Source organism: Ulvibacter litoralis, from assembly GCF_900102055.1.
GTDB lineage: Bacteria > Bacteroidota > Bacteroidia > Flavobacteriales > Flavobacteriaceae > Ulvibacter > Ulvibacter litoralis.
Genome location: NZ_FNBA01000007.1, coordinates 24620 through 43308 on the forward strand (window position 1 = coordinate 24620; position 18689 = coordinate 43308).

Below are 18689 nucleotides of genomic sequence, written 5' to 3' on the forward strand. Positions count from 1 at the left end.
CTCCGGAGCGTTAGCGAAGGAGAGGCACGCCCACAGAAATATTATTTCTGCAGATTTCCAACAAAGATACAAATAGAAAAAGCCACTTTTAAAAAAAAGTGGCTTTACTTATATGGTATTGTGTTGATTATTTTTTACTTAACCAATCACTAACTAATTCTGGAGACATAATAGACTCCGTAAATGTGTATGCTCCTGTCTTAGGCGATTTAACCATTTTTATAGCTTTGGTTAAACGCTTAGATCCTGTTTGTAACGATGCTACCGATTTCTTTGCCATGACTCAAATTATTTAATTTCTTTATGAACAGTCATTTTCTTAAGAATAGAGTTGAATTTCTTCAATTCCATTCTGTCTGGAGTGTTCTTTTTGTTTTTAGTAGTAATGTAACGAGATGTTCCAGGTTTCCCTGAATCTTTGTGCTCTGTACATTCTAATATTACCTGTACTCTGTTTCCTTTTCTAGCCATTGTAATAGACTTTATGAATTATTGCTGTTATTTAGTAAGAAAGCCGTTTGCACGCGCTTCTTTAATAACGGCAGAAATACCTTTTTTGTTAATTGTTTTTAATACTGAAGTTGACACACGTAGTGTAATCCACTTATCCTCTTCTGGGATGTAAAAACGTTTTTTAGCAAGATTTACATTAAACTTGCGTTTAGTTTTATTCATGGCATGAGAAACATTATTCCCTACCATTGCTCTTTTGCCCGTAAGCTCACAAACTCTCGACATTCGTTAAAATATTTTATTGTTATTTTAAAACAGGGTGCAAATTTAAGTAATTTAATCGTTTCGCGCAACAAAAGGAATCTAGTTTTTTAAAATTTCTTTTAAAAGCATCTCTAAAGCCTTGTTAACCGCCTTCGTTATGACTCTTTCGCGAGCTGTCCCAAAGCTAAATTTTTCTGAAATTATTCCTTTTGGAGTTGCAATTGCGATACAAACTGTCCCCACCTCATCAATTCCATCACCTTTTGTGGGCCCTGCAATTCCGGTTGTAGCTATCGCATAATCGGAATTAAAAATTTTAGTAGCCTGTAATGCCATTGCTTCGGAAACAGGAATACTCACCACATTGTGTTTTTTTATAAGTTCGGCATCTACACCTAGTATGGTTGTTTTTAACACGGTATGGTACGGAATAACTCCTCCGTTAAAATAGGCTGAAGCTCCCGCATGCTCTGTAAACAAGCTTGCAATAGCACCTCCTGTACAACTTTCGGCCACACCAAGGGTTTTCCCCTTTTCTACCAATAAAGTTCCTATACGTTGTTCAATGCTTGTTTCATCTTCATACCCAATTGCAATATCTTCCAATAAGGCGTGTACAAGATCCATTTGCTTATTTACACTTTGCAGCAATACTTTTTCATTCGTTCCTTTGGAAGACAAACGCAAACGAACTTTTCCAAAAGAAGGCAAATAGGCAAGTTTAATTTCGGGAGGCAATGCATTTTCCCACGCCTCTATTCGCTTCGCGACCTCACTCTCACCCATTCCATAAGTGAGGAGTGTTTTATGATAAATGAACGGACGTTCAAATTTTTTAAGTACCCTCGGAAACACTTCATCGATGAGCAATTGTTTCATTTCGTAAGGCACACCAGGCATTGACACAAAAACAGTGTTTTCTTTTTCTAGCCAAATACCAGGAGCTGTTCCTTGTTGGTTTGGAAGTACAATTGCTTTTGAAGGTACTAAGGCCTGCAATAAATTTGCAGGCAATGGCTCTCTTCCCAAGCGGTCTATAAAAAGGGATTTTACATGCGCTAGCACGTTTGCGTTTTCAACTAAAGTATCGTCAAAAAATTCACACAAAGTATGTTTAGTGATGTCGTCTTTTGTAGGACCTAATCCGCCCGTTATCAATACCAAATCGGCATTCTCTTGCGCATTTTGAAGCGCTTTTAAGATATGCTCTCTATCGTCTTGTACGGACGTAATTTGATACACTTGAACTCCAATTTTATTGAGTTCTTTAGACATGAAAGCCGAATTTGTATCAACAATCTGACCGATCAATATTTCATCACCAATCGTGATTATTTCTGCAAGCATCTATAAATTAAAATCTGATTTAAGCTCAGCGAAAACGTGGTGTAATGTTGTGCTAATTGTTTCGATATGCTCTGCAATAACAGCTTTACTCTTAGAGGTTCTTGTCCAAGATTCTACTGTAGTAATTTCCTTTTGCAAATCAATTCCAAACATCTCAAGGTTGGGTTTCATTTTATGCGCAAATTGATACGCTAATTCTTTATTATCGTTCCCAACAGCTTCTTCCATAGCGCTTAAGTCTGGCGGAATCTCCTCTAAAAACGTTTGGGCTACTACAACCATAAAATCTGCTTCGCCACCAGCAATTTCACGTAGGCTATCTATAGAATAATGTTTACTCATTTATTTAACTTTTATGGAAAATATTTCTTTGTCTTCAATATATCCCGTTAAGGTATCATTGGGGTTTACTTTTGCAACTCCTGCTGGAGTGCCTGTAAATATAATATCTCCAATCTTTAAAGTAAAATATTTTGAAATATATTCGATTAACGAATCAATCTTCCACAGCATTAATGCTGTATTTCCTTTTTGCACGACTTCTCCGTTCTTTTTTAAACTAAAATCAATACTGTCTACACTAGCAAACGTTTCTTTTGGCAAAAAAGTACCTACAACTGCTGCACCATCAAATCCTTTGGCTTTTTCCCAAGGCAATCCCTTTTCTTTTAATTCCTTTTGAAGGTCACGCGCCGTAAAATCTATACCAAGTCCGATTTCATCATAATACTTGTGTGCAAACTTACGATCGATGTGTTTTCCTATCTTTTTAATCTTAACCAAAATTTCTACCTCGTGATGCACATCATTAGAAAAATCAGGAATAAAAAAAGGTTGCTTTTTTAGGACTACCGAGGTATCTGGCTTCAAAAAAAGGATTGGATGCTCTGGCCTTTCATTCTCTAGCTCCTCGATATGAGCTGTGTAATTACGTCCTACACAAATTATTTTCATAGTTTATAATATTTAGAAGCAACAAGACTTTTAAAATTTTGTATTCAATTTTCGAAGTTTAATAGAAGTAAGCACTTTCTTTGTATATAGCGGAAAATCTGCATTTTGCAACCACCCAAAGTATCCTGGTTCTTTTTCCATCACTTCTTCTACTAAAGCACCACGATGCTTTCCGAAGCTAAAAATCTCTTCACCATTTTTATTATATCCGATATACCCCGCAAAGTCTGCGAAGTTTTTATGCGAACTAAATGCCGCCAAATAGTTTACATCGTTTTCTAAGTCGTCGTAATGCTCTAATTGCGCCTTTAATACTTCATAGGTCGCATTGGTATCTGCTTCTGCACTGTGCGCATCTGTTAAGTCTTGATCGCAATAAAATTTATACGCTGCTTCAAGCGTGCGCTTCTCTTTTTTGTGAAATATGGTTTGCACATCTACAGAAAGAGCTTTTTTCATATCGAAATCAATTTCGGCACGCAGCATTTCTTCTGCCAATAAAGGAATGTCAAAACGATTGGAATTAAACCCTCCTAAATCACTGTCTTTAATTAATGCATATACTTTGGGCGCCAACTCTTTAAAAGTAGGCTCATTCGCCACCATTTCGTCTGTAATACCGTGAATTTCTGTCGTTGCTTTAGGAATACTCATTTCTGGATTTACCCGCCACGTAAAGCTCTCTTTATTTCCGTTTGGAAACACTTTAAGGATAGAAATTTCGACAATTCGATCTTTAGCTATATTGATTCCTGTTGTTTCCAGATCGAAGAAACAAATAGGTTTTTTTAGATTTAACTCCATTTGGATTAATTATTGTTATAACAAAGTTACTATTTAATACTTTTGTAAAAAGTTATGACTCATAAAATTCTACTATTCCTTACGTTATTAATTTCTGGAACGCTTTTGTCTCAAGAAAAACGAATTCTTATTTCTGAAAAAAAACAGGGAAAAAGAACGATTCTCTTTGCTGAAAATACAACGAAAGATACCTTAAATGTATTTTTTATGGTTCTTTCTGAAGGGTATCGTAGAAGCGCAAACCGCCCAACGATTAAGGACATTCCGCCACACAGTAAAACACCTATGATTACATTGATTGAAATCTCTGGAACAGCTGCCTCTTATGAGTATACCCTTGTTGTAAATGAAGAAGAGAACAATCTTAATTTCACACCCGAAAAGAAGGAAAAGGACATTGAAAAAGTAATTACAAATAAATTGGTTGTATTTACCATGAACGATTGTGAAAAATGCACCGAACTATCTGCTTCTTTAGAAAACAAAGGAATTTCACATCGTGCGTTTAACATACATGAAGACGATATGCTGTACAATCAGTTTATTGCTTTCATAGAAAAGAAATCGCCTGATACATTAAAAATCCAGTTCCCTGTAATCTGGAATAAAACGCATCATATTTTTGGATACGACACTTTAGAGGATATCCACAAAATACTGTTAGACTAACGCGTACCTTTCCGAAGAAAACAAAAAAAAGCACTTCCGAAGAAATGCTTTTTAAATTAGTATAAACTCTCTTGTAGAATTATATCTCTCTATTGCTATCCCAAGCTTCTAGATAATCTGCTACGCGCTTTACAAATTGCCCTCCTAAAGCACCATTTACAACTCTATGGTCGTAACTGTGTGATAAGAACATTTTATAACGAATACCGATAAAATCTCCTTCTGGAGTTTCAATAACAGCAGGTACTTTACGTATCGCTCCTAAGGCTAAAATTCCCACTTGAGGTTGGTTGATAATAGGTGTTCCCATAATACTTCCAAAAGTACCAACATTAGTAACTGTATAGGTTCCTCCTTGAATATCGTCTGGTTTTAACTTATTATCACGTGCTCTTGAAGCTAGGTCGTTTACCGCTTTACTCATGCCAACAAGGTTTAACTGATCTGCATTTTTAATTACAGGGACAATTAAATTACCGTCTGCTAAAGCTGCCGCCATCCCAAGATTGATGTTTTTACGTTTGATAATGGTATCACCATCTAACGAAATATTCATCATCGGGAAGTCTTTTAATGCTTTTGCAACCGCTTCCATAAATATAGGCGTAAACGTAAGGTTCTCCCCTTCACGTTTCATAAATGCATCTTTCACTTTTTTACGCCAGTTCCAAATTTTGGTAACATCGGCTTCAATAAAAGATTGTACGTGTGCCGAACGCTGAACACTTTCGACCATATGGTGTGCTATCAGCTTACCCATTCTGGTCATTTCTATAATTTCATCACCTCCATTTACTGAAACAGGTGCTTTTGCAGGAGCTGCAGTAGAAGTTGGAGCTGTTTTTTGTGGTGTTGCTTCGGAAGAAGTCGCTGGTTTTGAAGAACGGTTTTCTACATAACTTAAAATGTCATTTTTAGTTACTCTACCATCTTTCCCTGTACCAGAAATTGCATCAAGTTCTGCCTGTGAAATTCCTTCCGCACTAGCTATATTTTTTACCAATGGAGAATAAAAACGATCTCCTGAGTTTTCAATAACAGGTTGTGTTGCTTCTGAAGCTGCTGCGATAGGTTCTGAAACCTTTGCAATTACTTCCGGAGTTGGTTCAGTTTTAGTTGCGGGTGCATCCGTTTCTACATCGCCTTCAGTTTCAATAATTGCGATGGTTTGCCCTACTTGAATAACATCATCTACTTCAAACAATCGTTCTACTAAAACTCCATCCACCTCACTAGGGACTTCGCTGTCTACCTTGTCGGTTGCTATTTCTAGCACAGCTTCGTCGGCTTCAATAGTATCGCCTACATTTTTCAGCCAATTGGTTAATGTAGCTTCTGCTACACTTTCGCCCATTTTAGGAAGTTTCAATTCAAATTTTGCCATAACTTATTTTTCGATTTAACGACTTTGACATTCATAACGTTTCAGAAAAAACGTTTTTCCTAGTTATCGAACATCGGTTTTAGGTACTTATTTTAAAACGGTGCAAAATTAGTCAAAAATTGCTCGATTCCCTTTCAAATTACTTAAAAAACAATTACGCTTCCATTCTCATCACTTTTATCGCTCCCTAAAATAAAATTACATCGTGGCGGACAGATACGAAATTGGTTGTTTTTATTGCTGTGTTTGCGCATTACGGAAAAAATTTGAGCATAAGGCATATACGTAACATCGATAATAAACAGGCAGTTTTTAAGGTCGGTATGTTCAAATAATGACTTAGACGCTGTTTTCAATTCTACGTCTAGTTTTTCTGAAAGTTTTCGGTACAACGTAAGGTTTTCTGTAAACACAAATGCCTTTCTAGGTCGATTATTTCGTGGTGTTTTTTTACTATTTGAAATTTTATGAAACTTTTTTGCAGCGAAAACCCCTAAAAAAACAGCTGTTTTTAAAAATATGTTTTGCTTAAAATGTTTTTTATAAAAAATCTGCATTGCTCCATAGAACCGATTGTAATACGCAGCATCGCGTTGGGTACTCTCTCCTTTGTAATGAAGCGTGTATGCCGATCCTAAGTATTTATTGGTATAGCCTGCTTTGGTTATTTTATATGAAAAATCAATATCCTCTCCATACATAAAATAATCTTCATCAAAGCCGCCAACTTCATTGTAAATACTGCGTTTTAAAAACATGAAGGCCCCTACCAAAACAGCTACATCCCCTTTTTCATCTTCGGAAAGATGATTGGCATAATAGCTATTTCCAACTCCAATAATTTTTAACAACGAAACTTTGGGAGTTGGTAGATTTCGTTTGCTTTCAGGAAGAAAATTACCTGTACCATCTAGCAAATAAGTTCCAATGGCTCCGATGTTGTCATCTGTTTCAGCAAAATCAATACATTTTGAAAAAGTATCTTCAGAAACAGCCGTATCGGGATTTAGAATACATACATACTCTCCTTTTGCAACTTTTACCGCTTGGTTATTAGCCTTACTGAAGCCTACATTTACTTTATTTTCGATGAGTGTAACTTCAGGAAAACGGTTTTTCACCATGCTACAACTATCGTCTGAAGAGTTGTTGTCTATTACAATAATTTCTGCTTCAAGATTTCTAAGCGATCGTTGAACACTCACAATGCATTGCTCCAAAAAATACCGAACATTATAATTAAGAATTACGACAGATAGTTTCAATAGTTAAGAGCTTTTTAGGGAATTTTCGAAAGGGATTCTGTTTAAAATACTTCTTCCCAAGGTAACCTCATCTGCATATTCTAGTTCGTCTCCTACAGAGATACCACGAGCAATTGTAGTGGTTACTACTTTATAGGCTTCAATTTGTTTAAAGATATAGAAGTTTGTGGTATCGCCCTCCATTGTAGAGCTTAATGCGAAGATAATTTCTTCAACAACGCCCGATTTCACTTTCTCAACAAGAGTGGTAATATTCAATTCGCTTGGACCAACACCATCCATAGGCGATATTTTGCCTCCTAAAACGTGATAATGGCCTCTATACTGACTTGTATTCTCAATCGCCATAACGTCTCTAATATCTTCTACCACACAAACGATATGACTCAATCGATTAGGATTCGCACATATTTCGCAAAGTTTGGTGTCGCTAATATTATGGCAATTTTCGCAAAAATTCACTTCATCTCTCATGTTCTGAAGACTTAGCGAAAGTTTATGAGTTTGCTCTTTGGGTTGTTTTAACAAATGAAGCACTAAACGCAGCGCGGTTCTTTTTCCAATACCAGGTAGTTGTGACATTTCGTTCACAGCATTTTCAAGTAATTTTGAAGAAAAATCCATAGGTTTTTAGTTAGCTGCAAGATAAAAAAAATGCTTCAGAAAAAATTAAATTTCGCTGAAGCATTATCGTATTAAAATTAAAGGTTTCTAGTTTTTGATAAACTTTTTAGTAACCGTTCCTTTTTCAGAATTAATTCGAACAAAATAAACTCCTGAAGCTAAAGATTCTAAGTTTATAGTATGATTGTTGTCTAAAAATACGTTGGCTTCATAAATTTTAACTTTCCCTAACACATCAAATACTCTTACATCAGCTTCAATTGTTTCAGCTAATGAAATTGTAAGTTCATTTGTTGCAGGATTAGGGTGTACTTGAATGCTTTCTCCTGAAAGTTTATCAGCAACACCTAAGTTATCTTCTACCAATGGAGAAACCCACAAACCTCTACCGTAAGTAGCAGCATATAACATGTTTGTTTCGTTATTGATGTCTAATTCATTGATAATTACATTTGGTAAGTTATTGCTGTATGGCTGCCACTCTGTAAATGTATTATCGATATAGTAAACTCCGTAGTCCATTCCAAGATATAATCCATCTTGACCGTTATCATCCCAAACTAAGGCTAGCGAGCTAAAGTTAGGCAAGTTTTTCTTATAGTTGATCCAAGTAGCTCCACCATCGTTTGATACATACACTTTATTCGTTGTAGAACTTGCTACCGCTACTTTATTTGGGTTTGTTGGGTGAATTGCTACCGATCTAATAATACCTCCTGGGTTTGCAGTGGTTACCCAATTGGTTGCTCCTCCATCATCGGTTCTGTATAAAGTTCCCGAATTGGCTGCGTACATGATCAAGTTATTAGAAGGTGCTATTTTCAAATGATCTAAGTTTCCATTTAAAACTTGAGATATTGGTTCCCATGAAAATCCTCTATTTGTTGATTTATATACGATATTATACCCTACATAAATAGTATTTACAAGAACTGGATCTTGTTCAAAAGGAGTAACCCACTCACCAGAAGCTTGTCCTGGCTCTACTATATTTGTAATCGTTGTACCTGCATTTGAAGTTCGGTACATTCCTCCATTTTGGATCATTCCATACATTGTGTTCGAATTTGTTTTATCTACAAATCCTTCCATACCATCGGCTCCTAACCAATCTTTCCATCCTCCTGCTTCAGTGTAAAAAGAAGTTCCGTTATCTTGAGCTCCTCCTGTAACAACTACATCTTCTGTTTGCGAAACACCAATTTTATAAAACTGACGAATTCCCATTCCTTCTGTAATATCTTCAAAGTAATTTGCACTTACTGTATTTGTATTTTCAGCTTTGAATATTCCTCCATCTGTACCTACATATAAAGTTGTCCCCTCAAACTCTAAAATATCAACATCAGCATGGCAATACCCTACATTAGCATTTGCGGCATCATTAGGAATCCAGTCAGATGTATTATTAAAAGAAACTCCTCCGTCTGTTGAACGCCATGTTAATACTCCTGCAATATGAACCTCATCTACGTCATTTGGTTTTACAGCAATGTCCATATCTCTTGGAGCTTGTCCTCCCGAATCGAAACCATTGGTATCATATCCAAAATAATTACGTCCTGAATGGTCTAGTTCAGAAAAACTACTACCACTATTTACTGATTTGTAAAGTCCTCCAAACGAACCTCCATTAGCCTCTAATACATATACAACATTTGCATCGTCTGCTGAAACACCTATCATTTTAGGACCATTTGAAAATCCTGAAATAGTGGTAAATGTTTGTCCGCCATCTACCGATTTATGAACACCGCTTCCTGAAGCATATACTACAGATAAATCTCCTGGTTTAAATTCAACATCATATCCACTACTATCACTAACAGGTTGTGTCCAAGTAGTACCACCATCGAAAGTAGCATAAACACCAGATCCTGTAACAAACATAATGTCGCTATTGGTAGGATGGATTAAAATTTTATTGATATTAGAATTATTTATATCTCCTATTTGGTCCCAAGTAGCTCCCGAATCGGTCGATTTAAATATCATTCCGCTATTAGATCCAAAATAATAAGTACTAGAATTAGAAGGGTCTATAGCAACCGAATACACAGCTAAATTTGAAAAATCATCATTTAAAGGAGTCCAATTTTGACCCGCATCTGTTGTTCTCCACACACCTCCTGTATTTGCTCCAACAATAATGTGATCATTATCAGTTTTATCCACAGAGATTGCTGTAATCCTACCAACTCCAGGATTCCAACTTGTAGTCGCGTTCCAGCTTACAGGCCCTAACTCTTGCCAGTTATCTAATAGTGCAGGTCTGCTCTGAGCTGTTTCGTTTAAGTAAGCATTATAACTTTCCCATTCAGCAATGTTTTCAGAAACACTTCTAAGGTATCCGTCTTCATTCATCAATCTAGTTGCATTGTATTCCCAACGTTTAAATTGTTTATACCCTGTTCCTCTTCCTTTATCACGATTTGCGAAATAAGCCTCGGCATTAGCAACAATTTCTTGAACACTATGTGTTCCTTCTTCAATCATTTTAAGATACTCTTGTGATTGCATTGTGGTGATGCCTGCAAAAAAGGCAACAAATAGTAGTGCTTTTAAATGTTTCTTCATTTTTAAAAATATTGATTAGTAGTTTTTCATAGTCCTCCAAAAGTATCAAAAAAAATAAGTCTAAGCTTTCATAATCTTTGTATTTTTGACAAAACCTTCTCAATACGTCACAAAATATATGCAACCCTTACATATTTTACTTTTAATTGCTGGTTATTTCGGAATTTTAGTATTTATATCTTACCTCACTAACAAAGGAGGTAGCAATTCCGATTTCTTTAAAGCTGGTAAACAATCGCCTTGGTATCTAGTTGCCTTCGGAATGATTGGAGCTTCGTTAAGTGGCGTTACCTTTATTTCGGTTCCAGGCTGGGTTGAAGCATCAAAATTCAGTTATTTTCAGGTCGTTTTAGGATATACTGTAGGCTACGCCGTGATAGGTTTGGTACTACTTCCATTGTACTACCGATTAAACCTTACATCTATTTATTCTTATTTAGAAGGACGCTTCGGAAAGTATTCATATAAAACAGGAGCTTCTTTTTTTCTATTGTCACGGATTATAGGAGCTAGTTTTAGATTGTATTTAGTTGCTGTTGTGCTTCAAAGTTTAATTTTTGATGCAATGGGCGTTCCGTTTTGGGTTACTGTTACCATAACTATTTTACTTATTTGGTTGTATACCTTTAAAAGCGGAATTAAAACCATTGTATGGACAGACACCCTTCAAACTCTTTTTATGCTTATAGCTGTAGGCGTGGCTGTACATTATGTAGCTACCGACTTAGGACTTTCGGGTTCGGCAGTATTTAGTTTTGTGGCAGATAGTGACCTTTCACAAATTTTCTTTTTTGACGATTGGAAATCTGGAGATCATTTCGTGAAACAATTTTTAAGCGGAGCCTTTATTGCTATTGTTATGACCGGGCTTGATCAAGACATGATGCAAAAAAATCTGACGTGTCGTACCTTAAAAGATGCTCAAAAGAATATGTTTTGGTTTACGGTAGTACTCACTTTTGTAAACCTTATCTTTTTAGCCTTAGGAGTCTTATTAACAGTGTACGCGCAACAAAATGGAATTGATGCACATAAAGATCAGTTGTTTTCAACTATTGCCGTACAATCGGATATGGGTATCGGAATCGCAATTTTCTTTTTATTAGGTTTAATTGCCGCAGCTTATTCGAGTGCAGATAGTGCTTTAACAGCGCTTACTACCTCATTCAGTATTGACATATTAGATATTGAGAAGAAATTTGACGCGCAAAAGCAAATTCGTATTCGAAAAAGAATTCACATTTTAATGTCGATTGTATTAGTCGTTGTTATTATCCTTTTTAAATATGTAATCGCAGATGCAACAGTAATTGCCAAACTATTTACATTTGCGGGATACACCTACGGACCGTTACTTGGTCTATATGCTTTCGGAATGATGACCAAATGGAGCATAAAAGACAAATGGGTTCCTCTAATCGCCATTGCCACTCCTTTTTTAGGATTTGCAATTAGCTCCCTGAGTGAACAATATTTTAATTTCGAATTTGGCTTTTTTATTCTTATTCTGAATGGCGCCCTAACCTTTTTAGGATTAGTATTGATTCGTACCCAACAAAACTAATGTACACGCTACTTCATAAGCAATGTTATTTTTCTGAAGCAATTCGTAAAAGTCTGGATTTTCCGTCCCAGGATTAAAAATGACACGCCTAGGCTTCAGTGATAAAATATACTCATAAAAAGCTTCTTGTCGCGTCGGATTTAAATACAAGGTAACTGTATCTATATTTTCAAAGGGTTTATTTTCAGTAGATATTTGAACCCCCGCAATTGCCCCCTCTTTTAACCCAATGGCCTCCACCTCTTGTTTGTGAGCCACCAACTTATGAATGGCTAAATTAGAATATCTCGAAGGGTTTAAACTTGCTCCAACAACCAATGTTTTCATCATCTTTTTTTTATGCAAAATACTCCGTCATTTTTTTTTAACTCATAAAACTACGTTAAAAGTAGAATTGCAATGTAACATATCAGATTTCTAGCCGTCTATATAATAGAAATATTTCTGCTTTACTGTGAAAATTTTTACGTTGATGGTTAGTGTTAATAATAGCAGTAAAGTTACAAGCCCAAGATTCTAGATTTTGGGCTTGTTTTTTTTAAAAACAAATCCTTCAGAGTGTTAAAATTTACTTAAAGTGCAACATTTTGAATTTTTGAGCGTCTCTTATAGTATACTACCTAATCGACAATTTATAATTTATTTGAATTAGCCTTTAAAAAATTTTAAATTAATAGGTACTAAAAAGCCTTCCGAAGTAGTACTAAGGAAGGCTTTTGCTATTTATATAAATATCACCTATTGAGGGTATTTCCTGTTACAATTAGAAGTTTTAAACTTGCACATTATAAAGCTGAAATTGGGGAGTTTCAGTATTGAACCTGTGAGGATGTTACATCTAAGCAGGTTTCTTTTTTATTACCACTCTATAATTACACTTCCCCACGTAAATCCACTACCAAAAGCAGCTAGAACGACTAAATCTCCTTCATTAATTTTTCCTTTTTCCCAAGCTTCGGTTAAAGCAATAGGAATAGATGCTGCGGTTGTATTTCCATATTTTTGGATGTTATTATAAACCTTATCGTCTGGCAATTTCATTTTTTGCTGAATAAATTGAGAGATTCTCAAATTTGCTTGGTGTGGAATTAGCATGTCAATATCGGCTACATTCAATCCATTTGCAGCCAATCCTTCTTGAATGACTTCAGCAAAACGAACAATCGCGTGTTTAAATACAAATGTTCCATTCATATGTGGGTAGTACGGAATATCTTCTTGTGGGTTTTCAGCAATAATCTCTGGCACCCAATGTTGTGTACTAGGTCCTTCTAAAGCCAATTCGTCTTTATGCGCCCCTTCACTATGCAAATGTGTTGATAAGATTCCACCTTTTCCAGTTTCATTCCTAGAAACAACAGCAGCTCCAGCTCCATCTCCAAATATTACAGAGACACCTCTTCCGCGGGTTGTCATATCCAGACCTCCACTGTGATTTTCACTTCCTATCACCAAAACATGCTTGTACATTCCTGTTTTTACAAATTGATCTGCTACCGACATTGAATATACAAATCCGCTGCATTGATTACGCACATCCAAAGCTGGAATGGTTCGCATTCCCATAAGCTCTTGAACCTGCACACCTCCTCCCGGAAAGTACATATCTGGACTTAAAGTAGCAAAAACAATCATATCGATATCGTCTGGTTTTAACCCTGCACGATCTAAGGCAATTGTAGCTGCCTTCACTCCCATGATAGACGTTGAATTTCCATCACCTTTCTTTATATGCCTTCGCTCCTTAATACCTGTACGTTCTTGTATCCAAGCATCGTTGGTATCCATTAATTTTGAAAGGTCATCGTTGGTAACCACATTCTCAGGAACGTAGCTCCCTAAACCCGTAATTTTTGATGTATACATTATTTAATATTTAAACTAGCATAGCAATATAAGTATTCGGAAGAACAGCAGGAAACTTTTATTGGAAATCTATTATGCTTGCATAGTTAATGAATTGTGAGTAATTCTAATATTAAGTATCTTTTCAAAAAAAAACCTATGAAAAACCTTTCCAGCATTTTTTGTTTCTTACTTTTTTCTATTCCTTTTTTTGCACAAGACAAATTAACCTACCAACAACCTCCTGAAGAAATTTTATCCCTTGTGGATGCTCCATTGGCTCCATCGGTTTTTATAGACAGTAAAGGGGAAAATGTTGTGTTGCTGTATCGCGATGCGTATAAATCTATTTCAGAATTGTCTGAAACTGAACTGCGCCTTGCTGGATTACGAATCAATCCCAAAACCAACATTGGTAGCAGAACAAATTATTATAACAATCTCAAGGTAAAAAAAGCCAGCGACAAAGACGCAAAAAGCATTTCTGGGTTACCTAACAACGCTAGACTCTCGAGTTTTGATCTATCTCCTAACGAAAAGATGTTTGCTTTTTTAAACACTACTGCTTCAGGAGTGGAAGTTTGGGTGTTAGATATTGAAAAAGCTTCCGCCAAAAAGCTTACTCCAGCTCAAGTAAACGCGAATATGCGAAATGCAATCACTTGGTTCGAAGACAGCAAGAACTTACTTGTAAAAATGCTTCCGAAGAACAGAAAAGAATTAATAAACACCAGTGAAGCGGTTCCTGAAGGCCCTACTGTATCTGTAAGCGAAGGTGAAAAAGCGCAAAATAGAACGTATCAAGATTTATTAAAAAACCCGAACGACGAACAAAATTTTGAACAGTTAGCCTATTCAGAAATTAAAAAGGTAAGCATCGATGGTACGATTACCGATTTCTTACCACGCAATATGTATAACGATATTAGTTTCTCTCCCAATGGGAAATTTGTAATGATTAGTCATATTAAAAGACCTTTTTCATACCTAGTACCATATTACAGATTCCCTTTTGAAAGTAATATTTATGACACTTCAGGAAAGTTGTTACAACAAGTAAATGACGTGGCATTAAGTGAAGTTCGCCCTAAAGGATTCATGGCTACACGAACAGGCAAAAGAGACATGGATTGGCGAGATGACAAACCTGCTACTTTATATTGGGCAGAAGCTTTGGATAGTGGTGACCCAGAAATTAAAGTGGAATATCGCGATGCGATTTATGAGGTTGCTGCTCCGTTTATAGGCAAACCAAACCTCTTATTAAAAACTAAAAATCGATTTTCTGATATCGATTGGGGTACCGATAACATTGCTATGGCGTACGATTATTGGTGGAACGATCGCAATGCGAAAACCTATCAATTTAACCCTTCTAATGCTTCGGAAACACCTATCATCGTTCATGACCGCAATTATCAAGATCGGTATAGTCATCCTGGAACTTTCGTGAAAAAGAAAAATCAATATAATCGTTCGGTATTAGAGATTATTGATGGTTCCTTATTTGCTATGGGTGATGGTTTTTCTGAAAAAGGACAATTCCCTTTTGTTGATAAATTCAATCTTAAAACTCAAAAAGCAGAACGCATTTACGAATCTAAATTTACCGATAAGCTGGAAGATTTACGTACTGCCATCGATATGAAGAAAGGAAAAATATTGGTGCGTATCGAATCTCAAAATGAATACCCTAATTACTTCTTTAGAAACATCTATAAAGAAAACGATCTTACACCGGTTACCTCTTTCGACAACCCATACAAAAGCTTATCGAGCGTGCATAAAGAAGTGATTTCTTATAAACGTGACGACGGACTCGACTTACAAGGAACCTTGTATTTACCTGTGGGATACGATATGGCTAAAAAAGAAAAAATGCCGATGATTTTATGGGCGTATCCAAGAGAATTTAAGGATAAAAACAGTGCTTCTCAAAACACCACGAATCCGAACGAATTTATCTATCCGTATTATGGCTCTCCTATTTATTGGGTAACTCGTGGTTATGTGGTATTAGATGACGCGGCTTTTCCTATTGTTGGTGAAGGCGACGAACAACCTAACGATACGTTTCGGTCACAGTTGGTTGGAAATGCAAAAGCAGCTATTGATGCCGTAGATGCCTTGGGATATATTGACCGTAATCGCGTAGGTGTTGGTGGTCATTCGTATGGTGCTTTTATGGTCGCAAACCTTTTGAGTCATAGTAATTTGTTCGCTGCCGGAATAGCACGCAGTGGTGCTTACAATAGAACACTTACTCCTTTCGGATTTCAAAGTGAAGAGCGTAGTTATTGGGATTCACCCGAAACGTATTACACAATGTCACCTTTTATGCATGCCGATAAAATGAAAACACCATTGCTTTTAGTACACGGAGAAGCCGATAATAATTCGGGTACGTATCCGCTACAAAGCGAACGTTATTTTAATGCATTAAAAGGACTTGGAGCAACCGCTCGATTGGTGATGTTACCGAAAGAAAGTCACGGATATCGTGCAAAAGAAAGTATACTTCATCTTTTATGGGAACAGGACACTTGGTTAGAAAAGTATGTGAAAAATAGAGAAGCAAACCGTATTTCACCTTCTTCAGAATTAAAAAAGTAAAAAAACATCATTGTCTAAAATGAAAAAAGGGCGCATATAATGCGCCCTTTTAAACAACCTAACCAATAAAATAATAGATTTAATTTTACTTTTTCATAGCAATTTTCTCTATTATCCCACTTTATACAGCAAATATAGTGAAGCTGGCTAGGTTAAAATGTTAATAGGATAACCAAAGTTTTGTTAAAGTTTACCTAACGTAATTTTTATAATTATCAATAACAACCTCAGCTCCAATATCGTGTAACAAATTATACAAACCAAAGAAGGTTCGGTTGATATACAAGAAATGTTCTGAACCACGATTTCCATTCATTTTTCGCAACTCTGTGTCTTTAGAATACTTATCACTCAAGTCTGCAATTTTTCCGAAGAAATTTTTATCTGAAAAATCAAAGGTTTCTGCATGAAATGGTTTTGTAAACAGACTTAGCATTTCATGAAAAAGAGCAGAGAAAAATTTAATTTCGTCTGGAGAATCATCTTCGTTTAAAATTTCCAATGCAAACATTTTTTCTGAAAATATTTCTGGATTGTTAATATTCTCAGGCTTCGCTAATTCAAAATAAGGATTGTAAAATGAATCTGGGACTACTTTAATACATCCAAAATCAATCGCAATTAAATTTGCTTCCGAATCCACTAAAAAGTTTCCTGGATGCGGATCGGCATGAATGCGTTTTAATACATGCATTTGATACATGTAGAAATCCCAAAGGGTCTGCCCTACTAAGTTTGCTTTTTCTTTGTCATTATTAATGGCTGTAAATTCTGAAAGATGCAAGCCCTCCATCCAATCCATCGTTATAATACGTGCTCCTGAAAGTTCTTTATAATAGGTAGGAAATCTCAAATTTGGAATAACAGAACACGAATTGGTAATTTCAATGCTTTGTGCTACTTCCAGAACGTAATCGGTTTCTTCGAGTAGCTTCCCTTCCATTTCCTGAAAATATTTATCGCTGTCTTTTCCTTTAATATTAAACATTTTCATGGCAATAGGCTTTACCATCGCCAAATCGCTGCTGATGCTTTTCGCAACGCCTGGGTATTGAATTTTTACCGCAAGCTTTTTACCGTCCTTTGTAGCCTTGTGTACTTGTCCGATGCTAGCTGCTGCTGTTGCTTCTGCTTCAAAAGTATCGTATAAATCTTCTGGCGAGGCTCCAAAATACTGACGGAAGGTTTTTCGCACCAATGGCGCAGAAAGTGGTGGTACTTGAAATTGTGACAATGAAAATTTTTCTACATACGCCTTAGGCATAATATTCTTTTCCATGCTAAGCATTTGCGCCACTTTTAAGGCACTTCCTTTTAAGCTTTTTAGTCCGTCGTAAATATCTTCCGCATTACTTTCATTCAATTCCTCTTTGGAAAGATCTGAATTCACCAGTTTTTTACTGTAATACTTTATGTAATTTCCTCCAACTTTCACCCCTGTACTTACTAATTTAGAGGCTCTTTGAATTTTATTAGTGGGGATTGAATCTATTGTTTTCATATACTGTTTTTAGAAAATTAATTACGCCATTTTCTCTTTCCACAAAAATTTTCCGAAGTCAAGAAGGCTTTCCAAGGGCTGTGTTTCAAACACATCGAAAATAGCTCGTACCGATTTTTCAATGGCTACGTCTGTATTTTCAAAAGCAGGAGAATCATCGTCCATCCAGAACTTTAATAAAAATAGGGTTTGTATCCAGGCACCTTCAGAAAATACAGTTTCAGATTGTTTTAAAAATGAAAGTGATTTTTCTTCGTTCGCCTCCGCAATTAATTCAGAAGCAAATCCTTTTACATACTTTCGAAGTCCTTTCAGTTGCACTAAATTTTTCATTATTTCCTTATGCTCTTTCAGTACAAACAATACGTAGCTTCTATTGGCTGTTAAGATTTCAAAAAACGTATAGAAAAAAGTGAGCATCTTCTCTTTATTGGTTAACGAGTCGTAGCCCTTACTTTTTTGAACCAATTGCATTGAATTGGTAAAAAAACTGTTCCAAATTTCTTTTTGAATTCCGTCAAATGAAGCAAATGAATCGTAGAATTCTTTTTCTGAAAAATTATGTTCTTTACAAAATTTATAGATGCTTTTCGGAAACATTTCACTTTCCATAACCTGTTTCATATAGGCATCTATAATGGTATCGGATGTGTTTTTTTGGGTTTTCTTGGTAACTTGTTTTGCAGCCATGGTAATTGTATTTAAAGTATCTCGTTTAGAATCATTTAGAGACTCAAAGATACGAATTGTTTAACGTTTGTTTTTATTAGTGAAACAGAATGTTTTGTTAAACTTTACAAGACAAAAAACGCTGAATTGTGACAT

The 18689-nt window shown here is 35.9% G+C and carries 18 protein-coding genes; 3 read left to right on the top strand and 15 right to left on the bottom strand.

The genetic code is table 11. The features are described from left to right. Nucleotides 1-127 precede the first annotated feature (127 nt). From BLQ00_RS15525 to BLQ00_RS15555, 7 genes are all read right to left on the bottom strand, one after another. Complete coding sequence (locus tag BLQ00_RS15525; RefSeq protein ID WP_093145236.1) at nt 128-280, bottom strand: DUF4295 domain-containing protein; 153 nt, start codon at nt 278-280, stop codon at nt 128-130. An 8-nt stretch (nt 281-288) separates the two neighbouring features. Beyond that, on the bottom strand, nt 289-471 hold the full coding sequence (rpmG, locus tag BLQ00_RS15530) for a 50S ribosomal protein L33 (RefSeq protein ID WP_093145237.1): 183 nt from the start codon (nt 469-471) through the stop codon (nt 289-291). A 27-nt stretch (nt 472-498) separates the two neighbouring features. Next, nucleotides 499-738 (bottom strand): 50S ribosomal protein L28, encoded by a 240-nt coding sequence (rpmB, locus tag BLQ00_RS15535; RefSeq protein ID WP_093145238.1) that lies wholly within the window; start codon nt 736-738, stop codon nt 499-501. 78 nt (nt 739-816) lie between these two features. Further along, entirely contained in the window at nt 817-2064 is a 1248-nt protein-coding gene (locus BLQ00_RS15540; protein ID WP_093145239.1) for a competence/damage-inducible protein A, read from the bottom strand. Then, nucleotides 2065-2406, bottom strand: coding sequence for an Hpt domain-containing protein (locus tag BLQ00_RS15545; protein WP_093145240.1), 342 nt, complete (start codon nt 2404-2406; stop codon nt 2065-2067). Next, a complete protein-coding gene (locus BLQ00_RS15550) occupies nt 2407-3018 on the bottom strand; it encodes a fumarylacetoacetate hydrolase family protein (protein ID WP_093145241.1) in 612 nt (203 codons plus the stop codon). A 30-nt stretch (nt 3019-3048) separates the two neighbouring features. Then, nucleotides 3049-3822: a 3'-5' exonuclease gene (locus BLQ00_RS15555; RefSeq protein WP_093145242.1), complete on the bottom strand. Its 774-nt coding sequence runs from the start codon at nt 3820-3822 to the stop codon at nt 3049-3051. A gap of 54 nt (nt 3823-3876) precedes the next feature. Between BLQ00_RS15555 and BLQ00_RS15560 the strand changes: the two genes are divergently transcribed. After that, nucleotides 3877-4491: a thioredoxin domain-containing protein gene (locus tag BLQ00_RS15560; protein ID WP_093145243.1), complete on the top strand. Its 615-nt coding sequence runs from the start codon at nt 3877-3879 to the stop codon at nt 4489-4491. Nucleotides 4492-4570: 79 nt separating this feature from the next. Here BLQ00_RS15560 and BLQ00_RS15565 read toward each other — a convergent pair whose 3' ends face one another. The 4 genes from BLQ00_RS15565 to BLQ00_RS15580 form a co-directional block, all read right to left on the bottom strand. Next, nucleotides 4571-5875 (bottom strand): dihydrolipoamide acetyltransferase family protein, encoded by a 1305-nt coding sequence (locus BLQ00_RS15565; protein ID WP_093145244.1) that lies wholly within the window; start codon nt 5873-5875, stop codon nt 4571-4573. A 143-nt stretch (nt 5876-6018) separates the two neighbouring features. After that, a complete protein-coding gene (locus tag BLQ00_RS15570) occupies nt 6019-7140 on the bottom strand; it encodes a glycosyltransferase family 2 protein (RefSeq protein ID WP_093145245.1) in 1122 nt (373 codons plus the stop codon). Between the two features lie 3 nt (nt 7141-7143). Next, nucleotides 7144-7764: a recombination mediator RecR gene (gene recR / locus BLQ00_RS15575; protein WP_093145246.1), complete on the bottom strand. Its 621-nt coding sequence runs from the start codon at nt 7762-7764 to the stop codon at nt 7144-7146. A gap of 87 nt (nt 7765-7851) precedes the next feature. Further along, nucleotides 7852-10341: a T9SS type A sorting domain-containing protein gene (locus BLQ00_RS15580; protein ID WP_093145247.1), complete on the bottom strand. Its 2490-nt coding sequence runs from the start codon at nt 10339-10341 to the stop codon at nt 7852-7854. A 118-nt stretch (nt 10342-10459) separates the two neighbouring features. On the opposite strand from BLQ00_RS15580, the gene BLQ00_RS15585 reads away from it, so the two are divergent. Further along, nucleotides 10460-11905, top strand: a complete 1446-nt coding sequence (locus BLQ00_RS15585; RefSeq protein WP_093145248.1) for a sodium:solute symporter — start codon at nt 10460-10462, stop codon at nt 11903-11905. Here BLQ00_RS15585 and BLQ00_RS15590 read toward each other — a convergent pair. After that, nucleotides 11876-12235, bottom strand: a complete 360-nt coding sequence (locus BLQ00_RS15590; RefSeq protein WP_093145249.1) for a CoA-binding protein — start codon at nt 12233-12235, stop codon at nt 11876-11878. The two genes, BLQ00_RS15585 and BLQ00_RS15590, sit on opposite strands and share 30 nt — an antisense overlap. Before the next feature lie 528 nt (nt 12236-12763). Beyond that, nucleotides 12764-13771 carry a 3-oxoacyl-ACP synthase III family protein gene (locus BLQ00_RS15595; RefSeq protein WP_093145250.1) on the bottom strand — a complete coding sequence of 336 codons (1008 nt, stop codon included), beginning with the start codon at nt 13769-13771 and terminating at the stop codon, nt 12764-12766. A 138-nt stretch (nt 13772-13909) separates the two neighbouring features. Between BLQ00_RS15595 and BLQ00_RS15600 the strand changes: the two genes are divergently transcribed. After that, nucleotides 13910-16363: an alpha/beta hydrolase family protein gene (locus BLQ00_RS15600; protein ID WP_093145251.1), complete on the top strand. Its 2454-nt coding sequence runs from the start codon at nt 13910-13912 to the stop codon at nt 16361-16363. Nucleotides 16364-16553: 190 nt separating this feature from the next. On the opposite strand, the gene BLQ00_RS15605 is transcribed toward BLQ00_RS15600, so the two are convergent. Next, nucleotides 16554-17864 carry an ABC1 kinase family protein gene (locus tag BLQ00_RS15605; protein ID WP_093145252.1) on the bottom strand — a complete coding sequence of 437 codons (1311 nt, stop codon included), beginning with the start codon at nt 17862-17864 and terminating at the stop codon, nt 16554-16556. A gap of 21 nt (nt 17865-17885) precedes the next feature. Beyond that, complete coding sequence (locus tag BLQ00_RS15610; protein ID WP_093145253.1) at nt 17886-18554, bottom strand: TetR family transcriptional regulator C-terminal domain-containing protein; 669 nt, start codon at nt 18552-18554, stop codon at nt 17886-17888. Nucleotides 18555-18689 lie beyond the last annotated feature (135 nt).